Source organism: Sphingobacterium sp. B29, assembly GCF_001952815.1.
GTDB classification, from domain to species: Bacteria; Bacteroidota; Bacteroidia; order Sphingobacteriales; family Sphingobacteriaceae; genus Sphingobacterium; species Sphingobacterium siyangense.
In genome coordinates this window covers 4,412,991-4,431,701 of record NZ_CP019158.1, presented here as the reverse complement: position 1 = coordinate 4,431,701, position 18,711 = coordinate 4,412,991, and the positions used below count along the sequence as shown (strand labels likewise).

The 18,711-nt window shown below is 40.9% G+C and carries 18 protein-coding genes; 12 read left to right on the top strand and 6 right to left on the bottom strand.

Translation table 11 applies throughout. The features are described 5' to 3' along the window. Positions 1-62: 62 nt before the first annotated feature. Complete coding sequence (locus tag BV902_RS19060; protein WP_075993299.1) at positions 63-653, bottom strand: sugar O-acetyltransferase; 591 nt, start codon at positions 651-653, stop codon at positions 63-65. Between the two features lie 362 nt (positions 654-1,015). Between BV902_RS19060 and BV902_RS19055 the strand changes: the two genes are divergently transcribed. Next, the gene (locus BV902_RS19055; protein ID WP_075993298.1) at positions 1,016-3,229 is read left to right on the top strand and encodes a glycosyltransferase family 4 protein; all 2,214 of its coding nucleotides are present in this window, start codon (positions 1,016-1,018) and stop codon (positions 3,227-3,229) included. Here the strand turns inward: BV902_RS19055 and BV902_RS19050 are convergent. Next, entirely contained in the window at positions 3,201-4,685 is a 1,485-nt protein-coding gene (locus tag BV902_RS19050; RefSeq protein WP_075993297.1) for a glycoside hydrolase family 130 protein, read from the bottom strand. The genes BV902_RS19055 and BV902_RS19050 overlap by 29 nt on opposite strands. A gap of 128 nt (positions 4,686-4,813) precedes the next feature. On the opposite strand from BV902_RS19050, the gene BV902_RS19045 reads away from it, so the two are divergent. From BV902_RS19045 to BV902_RS28590, 7 genes are all read left to right on the top strand, one after another. Then, complete coding sequence (locus BV902_RS19045; protein ID WP_075993296.1) at positions 4,814-6,271, top strand: aminoacyl-histidine dipeptidase; 1,458 nt, start codon at positions 4,814-4,816, stop codon at positions 6,269-6,271. A gap of 235 nt (positions 6,272-6,506) precedes the next feature. Further along, positions 6,507-7,835 (top strand): GntT/GntP/DsdX family permease, encoded by a 1,329-nt coding sequence (locus BV902_RS19040; RefSeq protein ID WP_075993295.1) that lies wholly within the window; start codon positions 6,507-6,509, stop codon positions 7,833-7,835. A 30-nt stretch (positions 7,836-7,865) separates the two neighbouring features. Beyond that, positions 7,866-8,330: a RidA family protein gene (locus BV902_RS19035; protein ID WP_075993294.1), complete on the top strand. Its 465-nt coding sequence runs from the start codon at positions 7,866-7,868 to the stop codon at positions 8,328-8,330. A gap of 10 nt (positions 8,331-8,340) precedes the next feature. Then, positions 8,341-9,447 carry a D-TA family PLP-dependent enzyme gene (locus BV902_RS19030; protein ID WP_075993293.1) on the top strand — a complete coding sequence of 369 codons (1,107 nt, stop codon included), beginning with the start codon at positions 8,341-8,343 and terminating at the stop codon, positions 9,445-9,447. Between the two features lies 1 nt (position 9,448). Continuing rightward, positions 9,449-10,543, top strand: a complete 1,095-nt coding sequence (locus BV902_RS19025) for a dipeptidase (protein WP_237241722.1) — start codon at positions 9,449-9,451, stop codon at positions 10,541-10,543. Between the two features lie 213 nt (positions 10,544-10,756). Further along, a complete protein-coding gene (locus BV902_RS28595) occupies positions 10,757-11,581 on the top strand; it encodes an MFS transporter (RefSeq protein WP_443019228.1) in 825 nt (274 codons plus the stop codon). Beyond that, a complete protein-coding gene (locus tag BV902_RS28590) occupies positions 11,487-11,999 on the top strand; it encodes an MFS transporter (RefSeq protein WP_443019227.1) in 513 nt (170 codons plus the stop codon). The genes BV902_RS28595 and BV902_RS28590 overlap by 95 nt, the downstream gene beginning before the upstream one ends. Positions 12,000-12,095: 96 nt before the next feature. Here BV902_RS28590 and BV902_RS19015 read toward each other — a convergent pair whose 3' ends face one another. Both BV902_RS19015 and BV902_RS19010 read right to left on the bottom strand, forming a co-directional pair. After that, the gene (locus BV902_RS19015; RefSeq protein WP_075993292.1) at positions 12,096-12,440 is read right to left on the bottom strand and encodes a hypothetical protein; all 345 of its coding nucleotides are present in this window, start codon (positions 12,438-12,440) and stop codon (positions 12,096-12,098) included. 94 nt (positions 12,441-12,534) lie between these two features. Further along, positions 12,535-14,316 (bottom strand): ABC transporter ATP-binding protein, encoded by a 1,782-nt coding sequence (locus BV902_RS19010; protein ID WP_075993291.1) that lies wholly within the window; start codon positions 14,314-14,316, stop codon positions 12,535-12,537. Positions 14,317-14,497: 181 nt separating this feature from the next. Between BV902_RS19010 and BV902_RS19005 the strand changes: the two genes are divergently transcribed. Genes BV902_RS19005 through yajC form a run of 4 tightly spaced genes read left to right on the top strand, consistent with a single transcriptional unit; the run spans position 14,498 to position 17,418 of the window. Further along, the gene (locus tag BV902_RS19005; RefSeq protein WP_075993290.1) at positions 14,498-15,577 is read left to right on the top strand and encodes a Glu/Leu/Phe/Val family dehydrogenase; all 1,080 of its coding nucleotides are present in this window, start codon (positions 14,498-14,500) and stop codon (positions 15,575-15,577) included. 60 nt (positions 15,578-15,637) lie between these two features. Then, positions 15,638-16,585: a transcription antitermination factor NusB gene (nusB, locus tag BV902_RS19000; protein WP_075993289.1), complete on the top strand. Its 948-nt coding sequence runs from the start codon at positions 15,638-15,640 to the stop codon at positions 16,583-16,585. Positions 16,586-16,612: 27 nt separating this feature from the next. After that, complete coding sequence (locus tag BV902_RS18995; RefSeq protein ID WP_075993288.1) at positions 16,613-17,074, top strand: DUF1573 domain-containing protein; 462 nt, start codon at positions 16,613-16,615, stop codon at positions 17,072-17,074. 26 nt (positions 17,075-17,100) lie between these two features. Next, positions 17,101-17,418 carry a preprotein translocase subunit YajC gene (yajC, locus tag BV902_RS18990; protein ID WP_075993287.1) on the top strand — a complete coding sequence of 106 codons (318 nt, stop codon included), beginning with the start codon at positions 17,101-17,103 and terminating at the stop codon, positions 17,416-17,418. Between the two features lie 216 nt (positions 17,419-17,634). On the opposite strand, the gene BV902_RS18985 is transcribed toward yajC, so the two are convergent. Continuing rightward, positions 17,635-17,835: a hypothetical protein gene (locus BV902_RS18985; protein ID WP_075993286.1), complete on the bottom strand. Its 201-nt coding sequence runs from the start codon at positions 17,833-17,835 to the stop codon at positions 17,635-17,637. 36 nt (positions 17,836-17,871) lie between these two features. Beyond that, on the bottom strand, positions 17,872-18,153 hold the full coding sequence (locus BV902_RS28760) for a DUF6266 family protein (RefSeq protein WP_075993285.1): 282 nt from the start codon (positions 18,151-18,153) through the stop codon (positions 17,872-17,874). Positions 18,154-18,711: the final 558 nt, after the last annotated feature.

Genomic DNA, 18,711 nt, shown 5'->3' with positions numbered 1-18,711 from the left:
GTAAGTGGGATCCTTTTTCCCATAAATGTGACCCATGTTATCCCTTGTGACCTGTGTTATCCCTATAGATTTTCAGTGTAGGTGATCCGATCCGCTTCGGTAATGTTACGTATCACCCGGCAGGGATTACCTGCAGCTACGACATCCGCTGGTATATCTTTTGTGACGACCGATCCAGAACCAATGACCGAATTTTTTCCGATTCGCACGCCGGGGTTGACCACAACATGTCCACCGATCCATACATTATCTTCGATAACGATCGGCAAAGCAAATTCCCAACCTTGATTTCTTGCTTCAAAATGGAGGGGATGACCCGCTGTGAAGAGGCTTACATTAGGCCCAAATAATACATTCTCACCTATGGTAACCGGTGCGCCGTCTAAAATCGTACAGTTATAATTGCTGTAAAAGTTCTCACCGATCGTAATATTATATCCATAATCGCAACGAAAAGGAGGTTCGAGAAAGAATCGAGTTCCCGTCGCTTTAAACAGCTTTTGAATAATCTGTTTTCTGAATTTCAGTTGTTTAGGCTCTGAATCGTTAAATCGCTTCAGTTCTTCTTTTGCGTATTGTCTTTCCTTAAATAATTGCCCCTCCGAATCGATGTAAGGAAGGCCGGCAATCATTTTTTCCTTTGCTGATTTCATTCAATGGCCATTTTTCTGCAACAAACTTAGATAAATTGATGTTTAAATACAATAGCAATCTACGCGTTAAGACGTTAGGTTTTAGGTTCTCTTATTTCGCAGAATCAGTGAAACCCTTGTTTTTTGCTAAGCATAACCAAAGCATAGCCTGTTTCCATCAAATTACGCTGTTTCCATCAACTTGACAGCCTTGCCACACCAAGTTTTATAGCACCGTACGGATTTGTACAAGGTATCATTAAACCCTCTTCTGATTTAAATCATACAGTTGTGACAAACAATTTGGGTTCGAGAAGCATTTAGATAGTGGAGCACACGATGCTATTGCCTTTGTCCGGGCTATATTCAAAATTATTATTTCAATGAAGATTGCTTATATAAGTACCTACTTGCCCAAAGAATGTGGAATTGCCACTTTTACATCAGATTTGTTGCATGCTGTAGCACTGCATAATCAGGAGCTGACGCAACATGTGTTTGCGGTCGCGGATCGGGACTATGTTTATCCCAGTGAGGTCGTGTTTAGAATAGACCAACATCATCAATTGTCCTATATTGAAGCCGCAAATTATATTAATGAAAACGGCTACGATTGTGTGATACTGGAGCACGAATATGGCATATTTGGCGGAAACAGTGGAACATATATATTGTCCTTGATTAACGCGTTACATATTCCCTTGCTGGTAAATTTTCACACCATTCTTGAGAAGCCCAATGTTGATGAAAAGGCTATTCTTATTGAAATTGTTAAGCGAGCATCCATTGTGATCGTTATGAGCAATTATGCAATCACTTTACTCAAATCGATTTATCGGGTAAATACCTCTAAAGTGAGATTGATTCAGCACGGGGTTCCAGAGTTTACTTTGGATCATGAGCTTGCAAAACTTAAGAAGGGGCTTTCCGGAAAGAAAGTCTTATTGACCTTCGGTTTTTTGGGGCGAAACAAGGGAATTGAAATGGTGATCGAAGCTCTCCCCGAGGTCGTCAAGGATGAACCGGACCTGTTGTACCTCGTTGTTGGTAAAACGCATCCTAATGTATTGGCACATTCCGGTGAGGAGTACCGGGAATACCTGGGCAGTCTAGTCGAAGCTTATCAGTTGCAGGAACACGTACAATTTGTTAATTCCTTTGTGAGCCAGGCCGATCTTGTGGATTATCTAAGCGCCTGCGACGTTTATGTTACACCTTATGTTAATGAGGCACAGATTACAAGTGGAACATTATCTTACGCCATCGGTGCCGGAGCTGCGGTGGTGTCCACTCCTTATTGGCACGCCAAAGAATTGCTCGCTGATGGAAGGGGAGTGCTCGTCGAATTTAAAAATTCCAGCAAGATGGCCGAGGTGCTCAAAAATTTGTTTTCAAATTTGGACTATCGAACAACATTGCGGGACAATGCCAGCGCATTTGGGAAAGAGATGACCTGGAAAAATATAGGCCTCCGGTACACACGAATTTTAAATAAAATTATTCCTACCTACGATAGCCTCAAAGAAAATGTCGGATTTAACAGAGAGGAAATGCCCAAATTTAGCTGGAAGCATATCGACAGACTGACCAATCAGGTCGGTATCGTACAGCATGCAACTTATTCTCTACCGAACTACAAAGAGGGCTATTGTCTTGACGATAATGCAAGAGCGCTTTTAGTTACTTTATTGGCGCAGCAAGATTTTGCTGACAAAAGGCTTGATCGTCGCATCTCGACCTACTTGAGTTATATCTATTATCATCAGCGCGAAGATGGGCTTTTTCACAATTTTATGAATTTCCAACATAGTTTCCTCGATGAGGTCGGTTCGGAGGACTCCTTTGGACGGACCATGTGGGCATTGGGCGTACTTCTTCGGGAGACAAAATTGACAAGCTATTATCAATTGGGGCATGAACTGTTTTTTAGGGCCGTGCCAAATTTTGGCCAGTTGCGTTCCAACCGGGCGATAGCTTATACTGTACTGGGAATTGCGGAATATTTGCATCATCAATCCAATGACGAGGTGATGATAGAGTTGATGCGGGCACTTATCGGCAAGCTGGTACGGGAATACGAAGCAAGCTCAGATGAAAACTGGCAATGGTTTGAAGCGGTATTGAGTTATGATAACGCAATTTTGCCCTATGCGTTATTGACGGCCTATCCTTTTTTGAACGATGAAACAATAAAACAGTTGGGACTATCGACTTTAAAGTTTCTCGAAAGTATTACAGTCCAAAACGGTGCGCTCTCATTGGTCGGAAACCAAGAATGGGCCAAGCAAGGAAAGCATATCAGCAAGTTTGGTCAGCAGCCCCTTGATGTCACGGCAATGGTATTTATGTATCGTGAAGCTTTTCGACTGACGAATAAAAAGGTCTATTTTACCCGTATGATTGCTTCCTTTCGCTGGTTTTTGGGCGAGAATGATCTTCGGCTCGCTTTGTATGATGAAGAAACCAAAGGTTGCTGTGATGGCCTTGAATCCTATGGCATCAATAGAAACCAAGGGGCGGAGAGCACCCTTTGTTTCTATTTGGCTTATATCGTAGTTTACCGGGCTTTTATTGATAACGATCAGGATTCAAGATAGCGAGCAATAGATCTTCGAGCTTGATGGTCGCATAGGTTGATGCATAATCGGACATCGCATAAGGTAAGATAAGGTGTTCGTTGTGTACAATGGCTCCGCAGGAATAAATGACATTTGGTACATAGCCTTCTCGCTCTTCGTCATTGGGTGTCATCAATGGGCTATGTAGGCGCCCAATTTCCACATGCGGGTTATCCAAGTCCAAAAGAGCCGCGCCGAGGACATATTCACGCATTGGTCCAACGGCATGGGTTAAAATCAGCCAGCCGTATTGCGTTTCTATCGGCGAACCGCAATTACCGATCTGAACAAATTCATACGGATATTCTGGCTGTTGAATCCGGATTGCCGTTTCCTGCCATATATTGATATTATTGGAGTAGGCGATGTAGTTGTTCTCACCATCAATACGGCAGAGCATGGCATAACGTCCATTTATTTTACGTGGAAATAGTGCAGCCCCCTTGTTGGCAATTTCACCATAAATAGGTTTCACTTTAAAATGGTAAAAATCTTTTGTGGTGAGTAATTTCGGGAGGATGCTGAATCCATCGTAAGCGGTGTATGTTGCATAGTACGTGCTCTCACCTCTTTCGTTTTTGAACTGAACGAAACGCGCATCTTCAATTCCTCTTTTTTCGGTATCGGCAATCGGAAATATCACGCGTTCTGAAATGGAGGTATCCAGGGAGAAAGTCATTTCATAATGCGAGGAAGCGAGCCAGAGCGCCTGTTGTAGAAATGTCACATTTTCCAGGTTTTCGTCGCTATCGCGCCGTACTTCATCGATGTACCGTTTGAGTTCCTCGTAGGTAAATGTCTCCGTTAGCTTGGCTTCCAGTTTGGACTTAACTTCCGTTGGCTCGGCATGCAACTCATTCATCTTCTTTAAGAATGACTCCTTGTGATAACGGTGATTTTTGACTTGCATAGGTTTGTCCAATAGATTGCCGACGTAATCGATATGTATATTGTTGTCGACATCCAATGTGCCGGACCGAAAAACGATCGAAGAGACATGGCCTTCTCCTGTAGCCCTGAAACTCAAAATAACCCGTTTTTCACCTCGAAATAATTCTGTTTGATCCGGATGTTCTATAATGGAAGGATTAAACAATGCCGCCGATTCAATCGAATATTCCATCGTGAAATAGGAGCCGATCAGTAGCTTGTCAATTTGGCTCAGTTTCTCTTTTGGAAATGGAATCTTTTCCAATAAGTGGCTTATGCGGTCAAAATTACGTTCAAAGATATTAACAATGCTGCGATGTCTTTTCGTATAACTTCGTAAAACCTGTCCAAAAACTTCTTTCCGTTGCGCCTCGTTAAGGGATAAAATGCGTTTAATAACTTTTATCGTGCGATCATCGCCCAACGAAAAAAAACGTGCTAGCACTCTCTTTTTATCAGGTTTAAAATAAATATCCTTTCGTTCAACTTGTACTGGTCTATGCATATTAATTTGTTCATGTTTATACCCTGTATTAGAACGAACAGCGATTGGCTTTTGTTTTTATTCTAAACCAATAATCAACGGATATCTAATAAAAATGGAGTAACTTTGACCAAGGAAAAATTTTAGATATGATTGAAAATAGTTTAGAACCAAAAGCAATTTGGAAAAATTTCTCTGCATTGAATGCGGTCCCGAGAGCTTCTAAAAAAGAAGAGCGCGTGATCGCCTTTATGGTAGACTTTGGTAAATCCTTGGGTTTAGAAACAAACGTTGATGAGATTGGCAACGTGCTCATCAAAAAATCCGCTACTCCGGGAATGGAGGACCGTAAAACGATTGTATTACAGTCGCATTTGGATATGGTGCACCAAAAAAATAACGATACTGTTTTTGACTTCGATAATGAAGGTATTAAGATGTATGTTGATGGGGATTGGGTGAAAGCTGAGGGCACCACCTTGGGGGCTGATAATGGTCTTGGTGTTGCGACAATCATGTCGATTTTGGAATCATCCATTATTGAACACCCTGCTATTGAAGCCTTGTTTACCATTGATGAAGAGACAGGTATGACGGGAGCTTTAGGTTTAAAAGGCGGTGTGCTTTCGGGTGAAATCCTGTTGAATCTGGATACCGAAAACGATACTGAAATTGATATTGGTTGTGCTGGGGGCATTGATGTGACGGCAACGCAGTCCTACGTTGCAGAGCCTTGTCCCTTTGATACGTTATCTTTTGAAATTACCGTAAAAGGACTACATGGCGGGCATTCTGGTATGGACATTCATAAAGGTTTTGCCAATGCTAATAAAGTGATGAACCGTTTGCTCTTTGGCGCCAATGCACATTATGGATTGCGTATTGCTTCTTTGTTGGGCGGAAGTCTACGCAATGCCATTCCGAGAGAAAGTGTTGCAAAGGTGGTTATCGCGAAGGATAAAGCAACTGACTTTGTTCAGAATTTGACACAATTGGCTCAGGATATTAAATTGGAGTTTGCAACGACAGAACCGGCTATGGAAATTGTCGTAAAGCAAACTGATGCTGCTTATGCAACAGTAGTTCCAGTAAACGTGCAGGAAAACCTGATCAACAGTGTTTATGCGTCCTTAAATGGTGTGTATCGTGTGAGCGCCGATTTTGAAGACTTGGTAGAAACCTCCAATAATATTGCTAAAGTAGAAGTAGGCGGGGAAAAGGTTTCCATCAAATGTCTAACCAGATCTTCTGTTGAAACGTCTAAATTTGATTTAGCCCAATCTTTAAAAGCCGCATTTGAACTAGGTGGTTTTACTGTCAATTTTTCGGGCAATTATCCAGGATGGGCACCTAATCCGAATTCTGAAATTTTAGAAGTGCTCAAATCAATTTATACAAGACAACATGGTGAAGCTCCAGAAGTCGTCGCTTGCCATGCCGGGCTTGAGTGCGGTATCTTGGGAACAAACTATCCCGAAATGGATATGATTTCTTTTGGACCAACAATCTTGGGGGCACACTCGCCTGCAGAGCGTGTCTCCATTTCTTCGGTACAGAAGTTTTGGAGTTTTGTGCTCGAAATTCTCAAAGAGATCCCTAAAAAATAAATTTTCAACAAGGGCCTATTGCTGGTTTTTTTTTGACGATAGGTCATGAAAGCAAAAAGAGATAGGTCACGGAAACAGAAAGGTATGGTGTAAGCCATACCTTTTTTATTTTCATTAATTTTTCATTTTTCTTGCAAAAAATGAAAAATTACCTTACTTTCAGGATGAAAAAATGATTTAATAGACCAAATTTTATACAAGCTCTCAAATTGAGGGAAAACCTAATAGTGATATAATGACTATACTCCTCATTGTAATCAGCATTTGTTTGCTTATCCTTTGCATAACTTATTTTAAGATCAATGCCTTTCTCGCTTTTTTAGTTGTTTCCCTACTCAGCGGACTTTGTTTGGGTATTCCACCGGCACAGTTGGTGGGTACAGTTGAAAAAGGTGTTGCAGGCGTCATGGGAAGCCTAACTTTAATCATTGTTCTGGGCGCAATGTTGGGGAAAATTGTTGCTGAAAGTGGGGCCGCTGAGATAATTGCTGAGCAAATGGTCCGCCTGATGGGAGAGCGATACCTGCAGTGGGGGCTTATGTTGACGGGTTTTATCGTTGGAATACCGCTATTTTATGGAATCGGATTTGTCTTATTAGTCCCCTTGATATTTTCGATTTCCTACCGCTATAAGTTGCCGACAGTATATATTGGATTACCGATGCTGGCAGCCCTGTCTGTCACACATGGCTTTATTCCGCCGCATCCTTCCCCGGTTGCATTAGTTGCCCTGTTTCACGCTGATATGGGACTAACACTTATCTATGGTCTTTTGATCGCCATACCCGCTATTATATTGGGTGGGCCAATTTTTGGAAGAAGCCTCAAAAATATACGGGCAAGTCAGGAATCAATTTTCCGCGAGAAAGATCACTCGGAATCAGCGCAGTATCTGCGCCCCACAGTGGCCGTGAGTTTGGTTGTAGCCTTGCTGCCGGTATTGCTCATTGTCTTATTTACATTGCTTCCTTATTGCTATCATACAAGCAATATAGCGCTGCAGCAGGGAGTTAAGTTTATCGGCAACCCCACCGTTGTTATGGTTATTGCGGTCAGTGTAGCAACCTATTTATTGGGATTGAAATTGGGGCGATCGATGACCAATGTGATGAAAATCTATGAATCTGCAGTGAAAGATATTGCCATGATCCTACTGATTATTGCTGGCTCGGGAATCTTTAAACAGGTGATGGAGGATAGTGGTGTGAGTCTATTATTGGCCAATACCCTGCAGCAGCTGTCGATTTCACCTCTACTATTGGCTTGGTTAATTACAGCTGTTATCAGAGGTTGTGTCGGCTCGGCCACAGTAGCCGCTTTAACGGCCGCTGGTGTGCTGCTACCGATTGTTACAGGGGGAAAAGTGGATCCCAACCTTATGGTGTTGGCGATAGGAGCCGGCAGTTTGATGTTTTCCCATGTTAATGATACCGGATTTTGGCTATTTAAAGAGTACTTTGGACTTAGCATAAAGGATACCTTATTTTCCTGGTCCATCATGGAGGCGATTGTTTCCATTGTTGGGCTGCTTGCAGTTTTACTATTGCAATTAATTTTATATTAGCTTTTATTTTAAACTTTAAAATCGTTAAAGATGTACAACGCAGATGAACAATTCGAAAAATTAGGTTTGACATTACCACCAGCACCGGCACCTAAAGGTGTCTATAAACCATACGTCATTGACGGCAAGTACCTGTATCTTTCTGGGCATGGTCCTGTACAAGATGATGCTGCATTAATTATCGGTCGAATTGGAAGTGATATCAGTCCTGAAGAAGGCAAACTTGCGGCGAGACAAGTTGGTCTAACCATGTTGTCGACCATTAAAACCAACTTGGGCTCATTAAACAAAATCAAGCGTGTGATCAAGGTATTGGGCATGGTCAACTGTACCTCGGATTTTCTTTATCATCCAGGCGTAATTAACGGCTGTAGTGAGCTATTCGCTGCGGTTTGGGGAGAAGAGAATGGTATTGGAACACGTAGTGCAGTTGGATTTGGTTCTTTGCCCGATAATATTCCCGTAGAAATCGAAGCATTATTTGAGTTATACTAATCGGAATTGTATGGAAACTTGGTGCCATATACATGATGTCGATCAGGTCGATTCGCCAGCCTTGCTGGTCTATCCTGATCGCATTATCAAGAACATAGACCGCGCTTTACATATTGTGCATGGGCGGGCTGATCGATTGCGGCCGCATATCAAAACGAACAAGTGTCGGGAAGTATGCCAACTGATGATGGATAGGGGGATTACAAAGTTTAAGTGTGCAACCATTGCAGAAGCTGAACTATTGGGTGTTATCGGTGCAAAAGATGTTTTGCTGGCATACCAGCCCGTAGGGCCAAAGATAGATCGTTTTTTGAATCTTGTAACCGCCTTTCCGGAGACACATTTTGCCTGTCTTGTGGATCATGTCGATGCAGCACAGGAGATTTCAAAGCGTAGTCTGTCGAAAAGCTTACGCAGCGCTGTTTATCTCGATGTTAATATTGGCATGGGCCGTACAGGAGTATCTTTAGAAGGGATTGAGCGTCTCGTTATGGATATCCATCTTTTGGAAGGTATTCAGTTGGTAGGTGTGCATGGTTATGACGGTCATATTCATGACAAAGATTATAAACTTCGCGAAAAGCAATCCCAACATTCGTATAGTATACTCGAAACCGCCTATCTTATGGCGCAGGGGTCTACTTCTAAACCTTTGACTAAAGTTATTGGCGGTTCGCCAAGTTTCCCTTTTCATGCCGAACGCAGCGATGTAGAATGCAGTCCCGGAACGTTTGTGTTTTGGGATTTCGGCTATGCCGAAAATTACGCAGAACAAGATTTTATGCTTGCGGCGGTACTTTTGACGCGTGTCGTTTCTATCGTTGATCACAAGCACCTTTGTTTGGATCTGGGGTATAAATCAGTTGCATGTGAATCGCCGCAACCCCGCGTCAAGTTTTTTGATCCGCGTATTGGCGAAATAAAAATGCAGAGTGAAGAACATTTGGTGGTTGAAGTTTCCAATACTGCACAATTTAATATCGGCGATGCCCTTTATGCCATGCCAAGGCACATCTGCCCAACAGTAGCTTGTTATGGCGAACTTCAAGTTGTCAATGAACGGCAGGCAGATCAAATTTGGACTGTTTATGCGCGAAATAAAAAAATAAATTATTGATATGTACGAATTTGAAATGCCATTTTTGGTCGATGCACATTTGGATTTGAGTATGAATGCCATGGAATGGAATCGGGATCTTCGATTGCCGATTACCGAACTGAACCGTAGGGAAAAGGGGATGGATGACAAGCCCGATCGTGCTAAGGCAACAGTCACTTTTGACGAATTGCGTCGTGGTCATATTGGTTTGGTTGTTGCTACACAAATCGCCCGTTTCGTAAAACCCGATAGCCCATTACCAGGCTGGTACTCACCGGAACAGGCATGGGCGCAAACACAAGGACAGCTTGCATGGTATAAAGCAATGGAAGCCGATGGCCAAATGAAAATGATCTGTACAAAAACTGATCTGGACCAACATTTGGCGCTTTGGTCGGATGGTGGCGATCATGCCGATAGGCCAATCGGGTATCTGCTGAGTCTGGAAGGTGCCGATTCCATTGTGGATATCAGCTATCTCGAAACAGCCTATAACTATGGTTTAAGAGCGATTGGGCCAGCACATTACGGGCCAGGTCGATATGCCAACGGAACAGATTCATCCGGCAAGCTTAATGAGCAGGGAATAAGGTTGTTGCAGGAAATGGAGCGATTGGGGATGATATTGGACGCGACACACCTAAATGATGATGCTTTTTGGGATGCTGTACAACGTTATCAGGGGGCGATTTGGGCCAGTCACAATAATTGCCGCAAATTTGTGGACCATAATAGGCAGTTCAGTGATGAAATGATTAAGACACTTGTGGAGAAAAAAGCGGTGATCGGTGTAGCGCTCGATGCTTGGATGATGGTACCGAATTGGGTCCGCGGTGTATCCGACCCTAAAACAAGCAATTGCTCCATGGATATCATGGCCAACAATATTGATCATATTTGTCAATTGGCAGGAAATGTCGATCATGTTGGCGTGGGGAGCGATTTAGACGGAGCATTTGGCCGTGAGCAGTGTCCTTATGATCTGGAAACGATTGCTGATATCCAAAAAGTATTTGGTATCCTGTCAAAAAGAGGGTATGATAACACGGATCTTGAAAAGATTGCCAGCAAGAACTGGCTTAATTTTATGCGAAATGCATTGCCCGAATCATAAGAATAAAATAGAGCTCTATTTGAGCTTGTATAGAGCAATGACAACTGAAGACAATAGCCTGTTTAAGCGATAGTCACTCGAGGACAACGAGCGCGTTATTTCAGCAATCGTATCGCTCGCTGTCGTTGTGTGTATCAATAACATAAGGCGTCTACGTGGTCATTGAAACCGATGAAATAAATCAAAACAAACACCTCCAACACGAATTAATCGATGAAACCAGTATTACGCGTCCAATTGTCCCTGATGATGTTTTTAGAATATTTTATCAAAGGGGCCTGGTTTGTTACTTTGGGAACATACCTTATTAAATCGCTCAATGCCTCGGGTATGGAGGTCGCGAATATTTTTGCAACACAATCCCTTGGTGCTGTATTTGCTCCTTTTTTTGTGGGTTTTGTCGCCGACAGGTATTTTAATGCCGAGCGGGTACTTTCAGCATTACATCTCATTGGAGCTGCACTACTTTACGGGATGTCGCAGGCACCCGATGCGACACATTTTTATCCCTATGTATTTGTCTATTTTATGGCTTACATGTCTTCGCTATCCTTATCCAATGGGATCGCATTCCGGCATATTGAAGACGCGAAGAAATATTTTCCGGGGGTACGCGTGTGGGGAACGATCGGTTGGATCTGTTCGGGACTCGTGATCAGTTATTTGTTCCGTTGGGATGCTCCCGAATCGATACAGGCAGGTGCCTTGCATAATACCTTTATTATGGGCGCGGTTTGTTCGTTGTTACTGGCATTCTTTAGTTTGGCCCTGCCAAAAACTCCACCTCAGGTGAAACTCAGGGATGAAAAGTTTGATTTTGGAAAGGCAATCGGTTTGGATGCATTGAAGCTTTTAAAACAGCGGAGTTTTCTGATTTTTTTTTGTAACAGCAATTGTCATCTGTATTCCCATTTCGTTCTATTATCAAAATGCGAACCCATTTTTGGTCAACGCCGGAATACCGAACCCCACAGCAAAAATGGCGTTGGGGCAATTTTCCGAAGCCATCTGCCTGCTGTTGATTCCATTTTTCTTTAGACGCTTAGGGTATAAAAAGATGATTTTACTGGGCATTGCGGCCTGGGCACTCCGTTATTTGTTTTTTGCTTACGGCGACGGACAGGAACGGTCATTCTTATTGCTATTTGGAATTTTATTGCATGGCATCTGCTATGATTTTATGTTCGTAGTGGGTCAGATCTATACCGATCGAATTGCTGGTGAAAAATACAAGGCTTCTGCACAGGGTTTTATTACCATTGCGATGTATGGTGTAGGGATGCTGATCGGATTTTGGGTTGCCGGTGCTGTTTCAGATTATCTAAAAACAGCTTATGCTGCTCAATTTTGGGAATATCTTTGGTTTATTCCTGCAAGTATTTCTGGTTTTTGTCTTGTGCTATTTGCCCTGTTTTTTAAAGAAGAGAAAGCGGTGCCCGATATGAAAGCTAGCTAAAGATGCGCTATGTTCAATTAAAGGCAGAACGTTCATAAAAAACGATAACATGGAGCATCTTTGATGGGAAGGTGCTCCATGTCTTGAAAATGTCGATTAGATCATATTGAACCATTCCTGGTATTTTTCACCGATGAAGGGGAGTGGTTTCCGCTCTCCGGAAAATGCGGACATTAATCCTAGTATAAGAGCAATAAGTAGGAGCAATCCAACAATACTAATGGCGATTCCGCCAATACCCGGAACAAAACGTAACAGTCCCAAAGCCATTCCTGTTACTGAAATGCCTATACTTTGTCGGATATGGAATTGCGCTAAAGCAGTCTTTTCCTTGTTGTTCATAATGATGGCAGCAACAAGGCCGATGATGGTTAAGTAAGAAATAATAGCAATTGTTTTTCCGTCACTTGACGTAGCCTTCTGAATAGGGGTTCTCTCCATGATCCTTTATTGTAAAATGTTTGACTTAAATATTTAAGACAAATTTAGGAGAGATATCCCTTCTATCCTTTAGCTGAATTCAGGGATATTTTAATTATCCTTCGACACTTTCCAGTAATTGCTTTTCATGGAGTTCAAAATATTCACCTCTTTTCTCCATCAATTCAGCATGTGTACCCTGTTCTACAATTTCGCCTTGATCCATCACCAATATATGGTCTGCATTCTTGATCGTCGAGATGCGATGGGCAATAAAAATACAGGTCTTGCCTTTCATGATGCGGCTTAGCGAACGGAGAATTGTTTCTTCTGTTTTTGTATCCACGGCGGAAAGACAGTCATCAAAAATCAATACTTTGGGTTCCTTAATTAAAGCGCGTGCGATGGATACCCGTTGTTTTTGTCCACCGGAGAGGGTGATACCACGTTCCCCAACGGCAGTTTCAAATCCATCTTCAAAAGCTATAATATTGTCGTATACAGCGGCATCTTTGGCGGCCTGTTCCACTTGTTCCTGTGTAAAGTGGTCTAAACCAAAGCCTATATTATTGGCAATGGTATCTGAAAATAGGAAAACATCTTGTGGGACAAATCCAACTTGTTGGCGCAAGCTTTTGAAATCAAGGTTTTTAATTTCAAGACTATCATAATGAATACTTCCTTTGTCGATATCATACATCCGAAGGAGTAAGTTGGCCAGCGTAGATTTTCCGGATCCTGTTTTTCCGATAATAGCAAGTGTTTTGCCAACCGGAATTTGGAACGATATATTTTTAATCGCCTGAATACCTGTTTCTGGATAGGTAAAGGAGATCCCATCAACCCTGATTTCACCCGCTAGTTCTTGGGTAGCTGTTCCGTTAACAATTGGAGATTCAGTATGGAGAAATTCGTTGATGCGTTTTTGTGAGGCTGCAGCACGTTGTACCAATGATGTAACCCAAGCCAAAGACATGGCAGGGAAAGTCAACTGGTTGACATAGATGATAAACTCAGCAATATTTCCGGCAGTGACTGTTCCTTTGGCAACTTCAATTCCACCAATATAAATGGTGATTACCGTACTGAGCCCAATCAGCAATAGAATAAGCGGAAAGAAAACAGCCTGTACTTTGACGAGATCAAGAGCCGTATTGCGGTAAATGGTACTTTCCTTCTCAAATTCCTGCATTTTATTTTGTTCTCTGGTATAGGTCTTGATGACGCGTATACCTGCAAAAGTTTCCTGCACGAAAGAAGAAAGGTTCGCCAGCTGTTTCTGTATTTTTAAGCTACGCTTGTTAATAATCCTATTGACAAATAAAATAATAACCGATAGGACCGGTATTGGCGCCAATGCATAAGTAGCCAATCGTCCATTGACGCTATACATCGCATAGATGACCATGATCGATAAAACTACCGTATTGATCGCATACATGATGGCGGGGCCTAAGTAGTTACGTACCTGATTGACATCTTCGGTGGCTCGGCTCATGAGATCTCCGGTATTGTTCTTCCGAAAGAAACCGAAGTTTAAATCTTGGTAGTGATTATAGATCTCATTTTTGAGGTCGTATTCAATATAACGCGAGGTTAAAATAATCGTCTGACGCATAAAGAATAAAAATATGCCCCGCAAGAGCGACAGTAGGAGGACGACGAAACCAAAAAACAGGAGGCTGGTGCCAAATACCTTGTAGATGAGTTCCTGTCTGTCGAAACCATCAAATAGACGGTATAGATAGATGTTTTCCTGTACCAAATCAAATGCTTCGCGAATTACCTTTGCAGGCAATACCCCGAAATAGTTGGAGATGATAACAAAAATAACCCCTGGAACCAGTTTCCAGCGGTATTTATAAAAGTACTTATTTAAGTAGGCGAGATCCTTCATATTACGAATACAAAAGTAGGACTAATTCATCAAAATGCTTTACGATTTGAGTGAATTTACTGTCATTCGGAAATCAAATGTTAAGTCTTGGATAAAAAAAGTTGTTATGCACAACGAATAATTTTCCTACTTTTGCATCAAGTACCTTAAAAAATTAAAACAAATTAGAGTAGTACATTTTATGTCAACATCTCAAAATTCTATTTTTGAATTGATGAGCCAGTCTGGCCATCAAAACTTATTTTTCTGTAATGATGAATTGGTGGGCTTGAAAGCTATCGTTGCGATCCATGATACAACCTTAGGGCCAGCGATAGGAGGGGTTCGTATGTTACCTTACGAAAGTACAGAAGAAGCTATTGAGGATGCTTTACGTTTATCCAAGGCCATTACGTATAAATCAGCCATCACTGGATTGAATTTAGGCGGTGGTAGTGCTGTTATTATTGGGAATAGCCGTTTGGACAAATCTGAGGTTTTATTGCGCCGTTTGGGCCAGTTTATTGAAGGATTGAATGGAAATTTCATTGCTTCCTTGGATGTAGGTACCACACAACGCGATTTAGAACATATTTATACCGAAACTGACCATGTTGCTGGTTTACCAAAAGCAATTCATGGCAGTGGCGTTGGTGATCCTTCGATTTTCGCTGCTCAAGGTGTTTATTTCGGTATAAAAGCCTGCTTAAAGGAATTATACGGATCGGAAAATGTTGCTGGTAAAAAAGTAATTGTACATGGAGTAGGCGGTGTTGGTGAGCGTTTAATTGCGATGTTGCGTGAAGAGAATGCGCGTGTATATGTAAGCGATATTACGGAAGAAAAAATGCTAAAAGTAGCGGCTAAGTACAAAGCTGAACCAATACCTTACGGTGAAGTATTCGATCACGAATTTGATGTATATTCTCCCTGTGCATTAGGCGGTACCGTAAATCCAGAATCCGCGCAGAAAATGCAATGCAAAATTATTGCTGGTTCTGCCAATAATCAATTGAAAGATGAACTTGTTACAAGTTCTATCCTTCATGAAAGAGGTATATTATACGCTCCTGACTATTTGATCAACGCTGGTGCATTAATCGGCTGTTATTCAGAAATTCAAAGTTATGGCGTAGATCACACTGAATTTGTGATCAAAAATATTTATAATGCGACTAGAGACGTGTTAAAAAAATCAAAAGAAGAGAATATCTCTACTTTTGAAGCGGCCAATCGCATCGCGGAGAAGCGTATCCAAGATATTAAAAAAATCAAGAGATAGTCTTCATCCCAAAATCGTTCTTATTTATTATTTTATAAAAAATCGTTCTTTAAAATTACTATGTTAAACAGGAGACACCTGAGGGTAAAAGTAGTGCAAACGCTTTATGCGTACAGTCTTTCGGAAGATAAAGACATCAAAACATTTGAGAAAGCACTATTAAAAAATGTGGATGAAGTTTATGAGATGTATATGTGGACACTGAATCTTTTAGATGAAGTATCTGATTATGTCTTAATAGATGCAGAGGGTAGGGCCAATAAGTTTTTACCAACTGAAAAAGACTTGTCTTTAACGACCAAGTTAAGTACAAACACTTTTATTGAGTCATTGAGACAAAATCCACAATATGGAGAAGGTGTCAAAAAGTATAAGATTTCCTGGAGCTTTGATCCGGAGATCGTACGTACTGTATTTTTGCAGTTAAAGGATTCTGAAGCTTATTTGGAGTACTTGCAACAAGAAGATCGTTCGATCGGTACGGAAAAAGATATCATCAAGCATATCTTTAAAAAGATCATCTTGAAATCGCCGGTTATAGAGCAGGTTTTTGAAGAAAAATTCATCAACTGGCCGGTAGATAAAGAAGTATTGCAAGCTTTGATTGCGAAGACTTTTAAGAATTTTAGTTCTGAAGATCCACGTAAAAATAAACTTGCAGAGATTACGCAAAACTGGAATGATGATAGCGACTATGTCATTGCATTGTTGGGTAAAACTATCCGCAATACAAATGAGTATCAAAAACTTATCTCTGATAAAACGAAGAATTGGGAATCAGATCGTATTGCCTTAATGGATACATTATTGATGCGTATGGCTATATGTGAATTGGTTAATTTTCCATCTATTCCAGTGAAAGTGACAATAAATGAGTATATTGAAATTTCTAAGGTATTCAGTACATTGAAAAGTAATACATTTATCAATGGTATCTTGGATAAAATACTGAACGATCTGAACCAACAAGGAAGAATTCAGAAGGCAGGTCGTGGTTTAAGAGATTAAAACCAAACGCATAAATAATTTATACGAATGAAAAACTTTGGCAAATATTCGGTTTTAGCTTTGTCGGCAGTACTTTTATTTTCTTGTGGAAATGCACAAAAAGGAAAAGAAGAGGGAACCAAGACAGCGACTGAAACAGCAGCTGCGGATAGCCTTTCTAAGGCAGCAGCACAATTGGGAAAAGTAGAATTTGAAGAGGCTGCATTTGATTTCGGTCAGGTGAAAGAAGGCGCACAGGTAAAACATACCTTTGTGTTGAAAAATTCGGGTGATGCACCTGTTATTATCTCGAAAGTGACTGCTTCATGTGGTTGTACACAACCTGAGTTTTCGAAAAGCCCTATTTTGCCAGGTGGAAAATCTGAGATCCATGTAACTTTCAATAGTGAAGGACAGGTTGGTAAACAGCAGAAAATCATTACGATTCAATCGAATGCTTCCAATGGCTTAACAACGGTGCAGCTCAAAGGCGAAGTATTAGCAAAATAACACATTATTAAACGATATAATAGAAGATGAACACAGTATTATTACAAGCAGCGGGAGGCAATTTGATGAGTTTTTTACCAATGGTTTTGATTATCGTGGTATTTTATTTCTTTATGATCAGACCGCAGATGAAGAAGCAAAAAGATCACAAAAAATATATTGAAGAACTTGGTGTGAACTCTAAAGTTGTTACTACAGCTGGTATTCATGGCCGTATTGTAGAAGTATCAGAAACTACTTTCTTAGTCGATGTAGGTTCGGGTGTAAAAATCCGTTTTGATAAATCAGCAATTGCTTTAGATGCTTCTAAAGCTGCTAACAATACGGAGAAGAGCGCTTCTTAAGCTTTTTCCTGAAAGAAATCAAAGCCAGTTTTCGTAGAAAACTGGCTTTTTTATGTACTGGTCAAACCTTTATCTTACCTAAGTGCATACTGTCTGTATTACCTCCTCCATAGCGCTCTACAAAAAAGATATACACTTCATAGGTCACTTGCTTTTTATGTTTCGGTATATCAATATTTTGTCTACAAGCTATTAAGCTATTTTTCGCCTCATTCGTCAAAAATGGATATTCAGCCCCATTATCCGCTGCATTATATCCGCTGCATTATATAGGAATAAGAACGAATCATAAGTTCCCATGTCAAATTTCTGCTCCAGATAGGCGTTATATTCCCAAGTAACCAGAAGTACTTGGTTTTCTTGATCGAAATCCATCGTGTAGGAAGTGATGGGATTAGGGCTTCCTTTGGCAATCATAAATTTTTGCCAGTCCACTACAAAACCGTTCTCTTCCTAAATAAGCGCATGGTTCAAATTATAAGAAATTGCGACATCATAGGCCCGTTTCGGATAACTGTATGCCTTGTAACCCATATTGATGATTGGGTTTAACACGCTCATATGCGACCTCGTAGTTTTGAAGCGTGTTCTACTCAGCAGTTGTTCAGGTGTGGGCTCTCGTTTTCTAACGCGAGGGAGAGAGCGTACATAATTTCCTGTTTTAGTCGACACAAATACAACAGAGCCTGCTTTCCCGGAAACAGTCCCATTAACGCCATTTTTGATAATTGCCATAATTTATTGGTTATCTTATACATAATTAAGATAAGCATTAAAAAGAAGATATGCTAATATCAGGTAATCCATAATCACAATTTTTAGTCTATGTTTAGACAGTAATCAGTCATTGTTTATTCAGTCTGCACTGAACGATCACTGAACAATCACTGAACAATCACTGAACAATCACTGTAAAAAATCCTAGTTTGGTTACCAGCTGATATTCTTTTGTTGCAGCTAAAAAATTAAAAGAGAAAATAGGGATGGGGCTACATTATGTAAAAAAAAGTATATCGCAAGAAATGCTAACTTCCCCCAAAGGAGAAGATGAAACATGAATTATATAATTTGAGTCTGGTTTAAGCAGCAAGAAATAGATGATGTTGCTGCTGTTCAAACTGAAGATTTAAACGTATTTTTTCGGAAAACAGATATAAGTGCGCGAAGAGATCCTGCCTTTATGATGGATTTATATTAGGTGTAAATGTTTCATCGATCTTCTGAGGATTGGTAAGTACATACTATAGCGGTTAACAAATGTTGTGCTGGTCGACGTTTTGAGAAATCGTAGCT

What these genes read in the sequence shown, in the direction of transcription:
- BV902_RS19015 (WP_075993292.1), bottom strand. Translation starts at nt 12,440, where the DNA reads ATGGAGAGAACCCCTATTCAGAAGGCTACGTCAAGTGACGGAAAAACA.
- BV902_RS19030 (WP_075993293.1), top strand. Translation starts at nt 8,341, where the DNA reads ATGGAAACTTGGTGCCATATACATGATGTCGATCAGGTCGATTCGCCA.
- BV902_RS18985 (WP_075993286.1), bottom strand. Translation starts at nt 17,835, where the DNA reads ATGATTGCCAAAGGAAGCCCTAATCCCATCACTTCCTACACGATGGAT.
- BV902_RS19025 (WP_237241722.1), top strand. Translation starts at nt 9,449, where the DNA reads ATGTACGAATTTGAAATGCCATTTTTGGTCGATGCACATTTGGATTTG.
- BV902_RS19010 (WP_075993291.1), bottom strand. Translation starts at nt 14,316, where the DNA reads ATGAAGGATCTCGCCTACTTAAATAAGTACTTTTATAAATACCGCTGG.
- BV902_RS19055 (WP_075993298.1), top strand. Translation starts at nt 1,016, where the DNA reads ATGAAGATTGCTTATATAAGTACCTACTTGCCCAAAGAATGTGGAATT.
- BV902_RS28595 (WP_443019228.1), top strand. Translation starts at nt 10,757, where the DNA reads ATGAAACCAGTATTACGCGTCCAATTGTCCCTGATGATGTTTTTAGAA.
- BV902_RS19045 (WP_075993296.1), top strand. Translation starts at nt 4,814, where the DNA reads ATGATTGAAAATAGTTTAGAACCAAAAGCAATTTGGAAAAATTTCTCT.
- BV902_RS28760 (WP_075993285.1), bottom strand. Translation starts at nt 18,153, where the DNA reads ATGGCAATTATCAAAAATGGCGTTAATGGGACTGTTTCCGGGAAAGCA.
- BV902_RS19060 (WP_075993299.1), bottom strand. Translation starts at nt 653, where the DNA reads ATGAAATCAGCAAAGGAAAAAATGATTGCCGGCCTTCCTTACATCGAT.
- nusB (WP_075993289.1), top strand. Translation starts at nt 15,638, where the DNA reads ATGTTAAACAGGAGACACCTGAGGGTAAAAGTAGTGCAAACGCTTTAT.
- BV902_RS19050 (WP_075993297.1), bottom strand. Translation starts at nt 4,685, where the DNA reads ATGCATAGACCAGTACAAGTTGAACGAAAGGATATTTATTTTAAACCT.
- BV902_RS19005 (WP_075993290.1), top strand. Translation starts at nt 14,498, where the DNA reads ATGTCAACATCTCAAAATTCTATTTTTGAATTGATGAGCCAGTCTGGC.
- BV902_RS19040 (WP_075993295.1), top strand. Translation starts at nt 6,507, where the DNA reads ATGACTATACTCCTCATTGTAATCAGCATTTGTTTGCTTATCCTTTGC.
- yajC (WP_075993287.1), top strand. Translation starts at nt 17,101, where the DNA reads ATGAACACAGTATTATTACAAGCAGCGGGAGGCAATTTGATGAGTTTT.
- BV902_RS19035 (WP_075993294.1), top strand. Translation starts at nt 7,866, where the DNA reads ATGTACAACGCAGATGAACAATTCGAAAAATTAGGTTTGACATTACCA.
- BV902_RS18995 (WP_075993288.1), top strand. Translation starts at nt 16,613, where the DNA reads ATGAAAAACTTTGGCAAATATTCGGTTTTAGCTTTGTCGGCAGTACTT.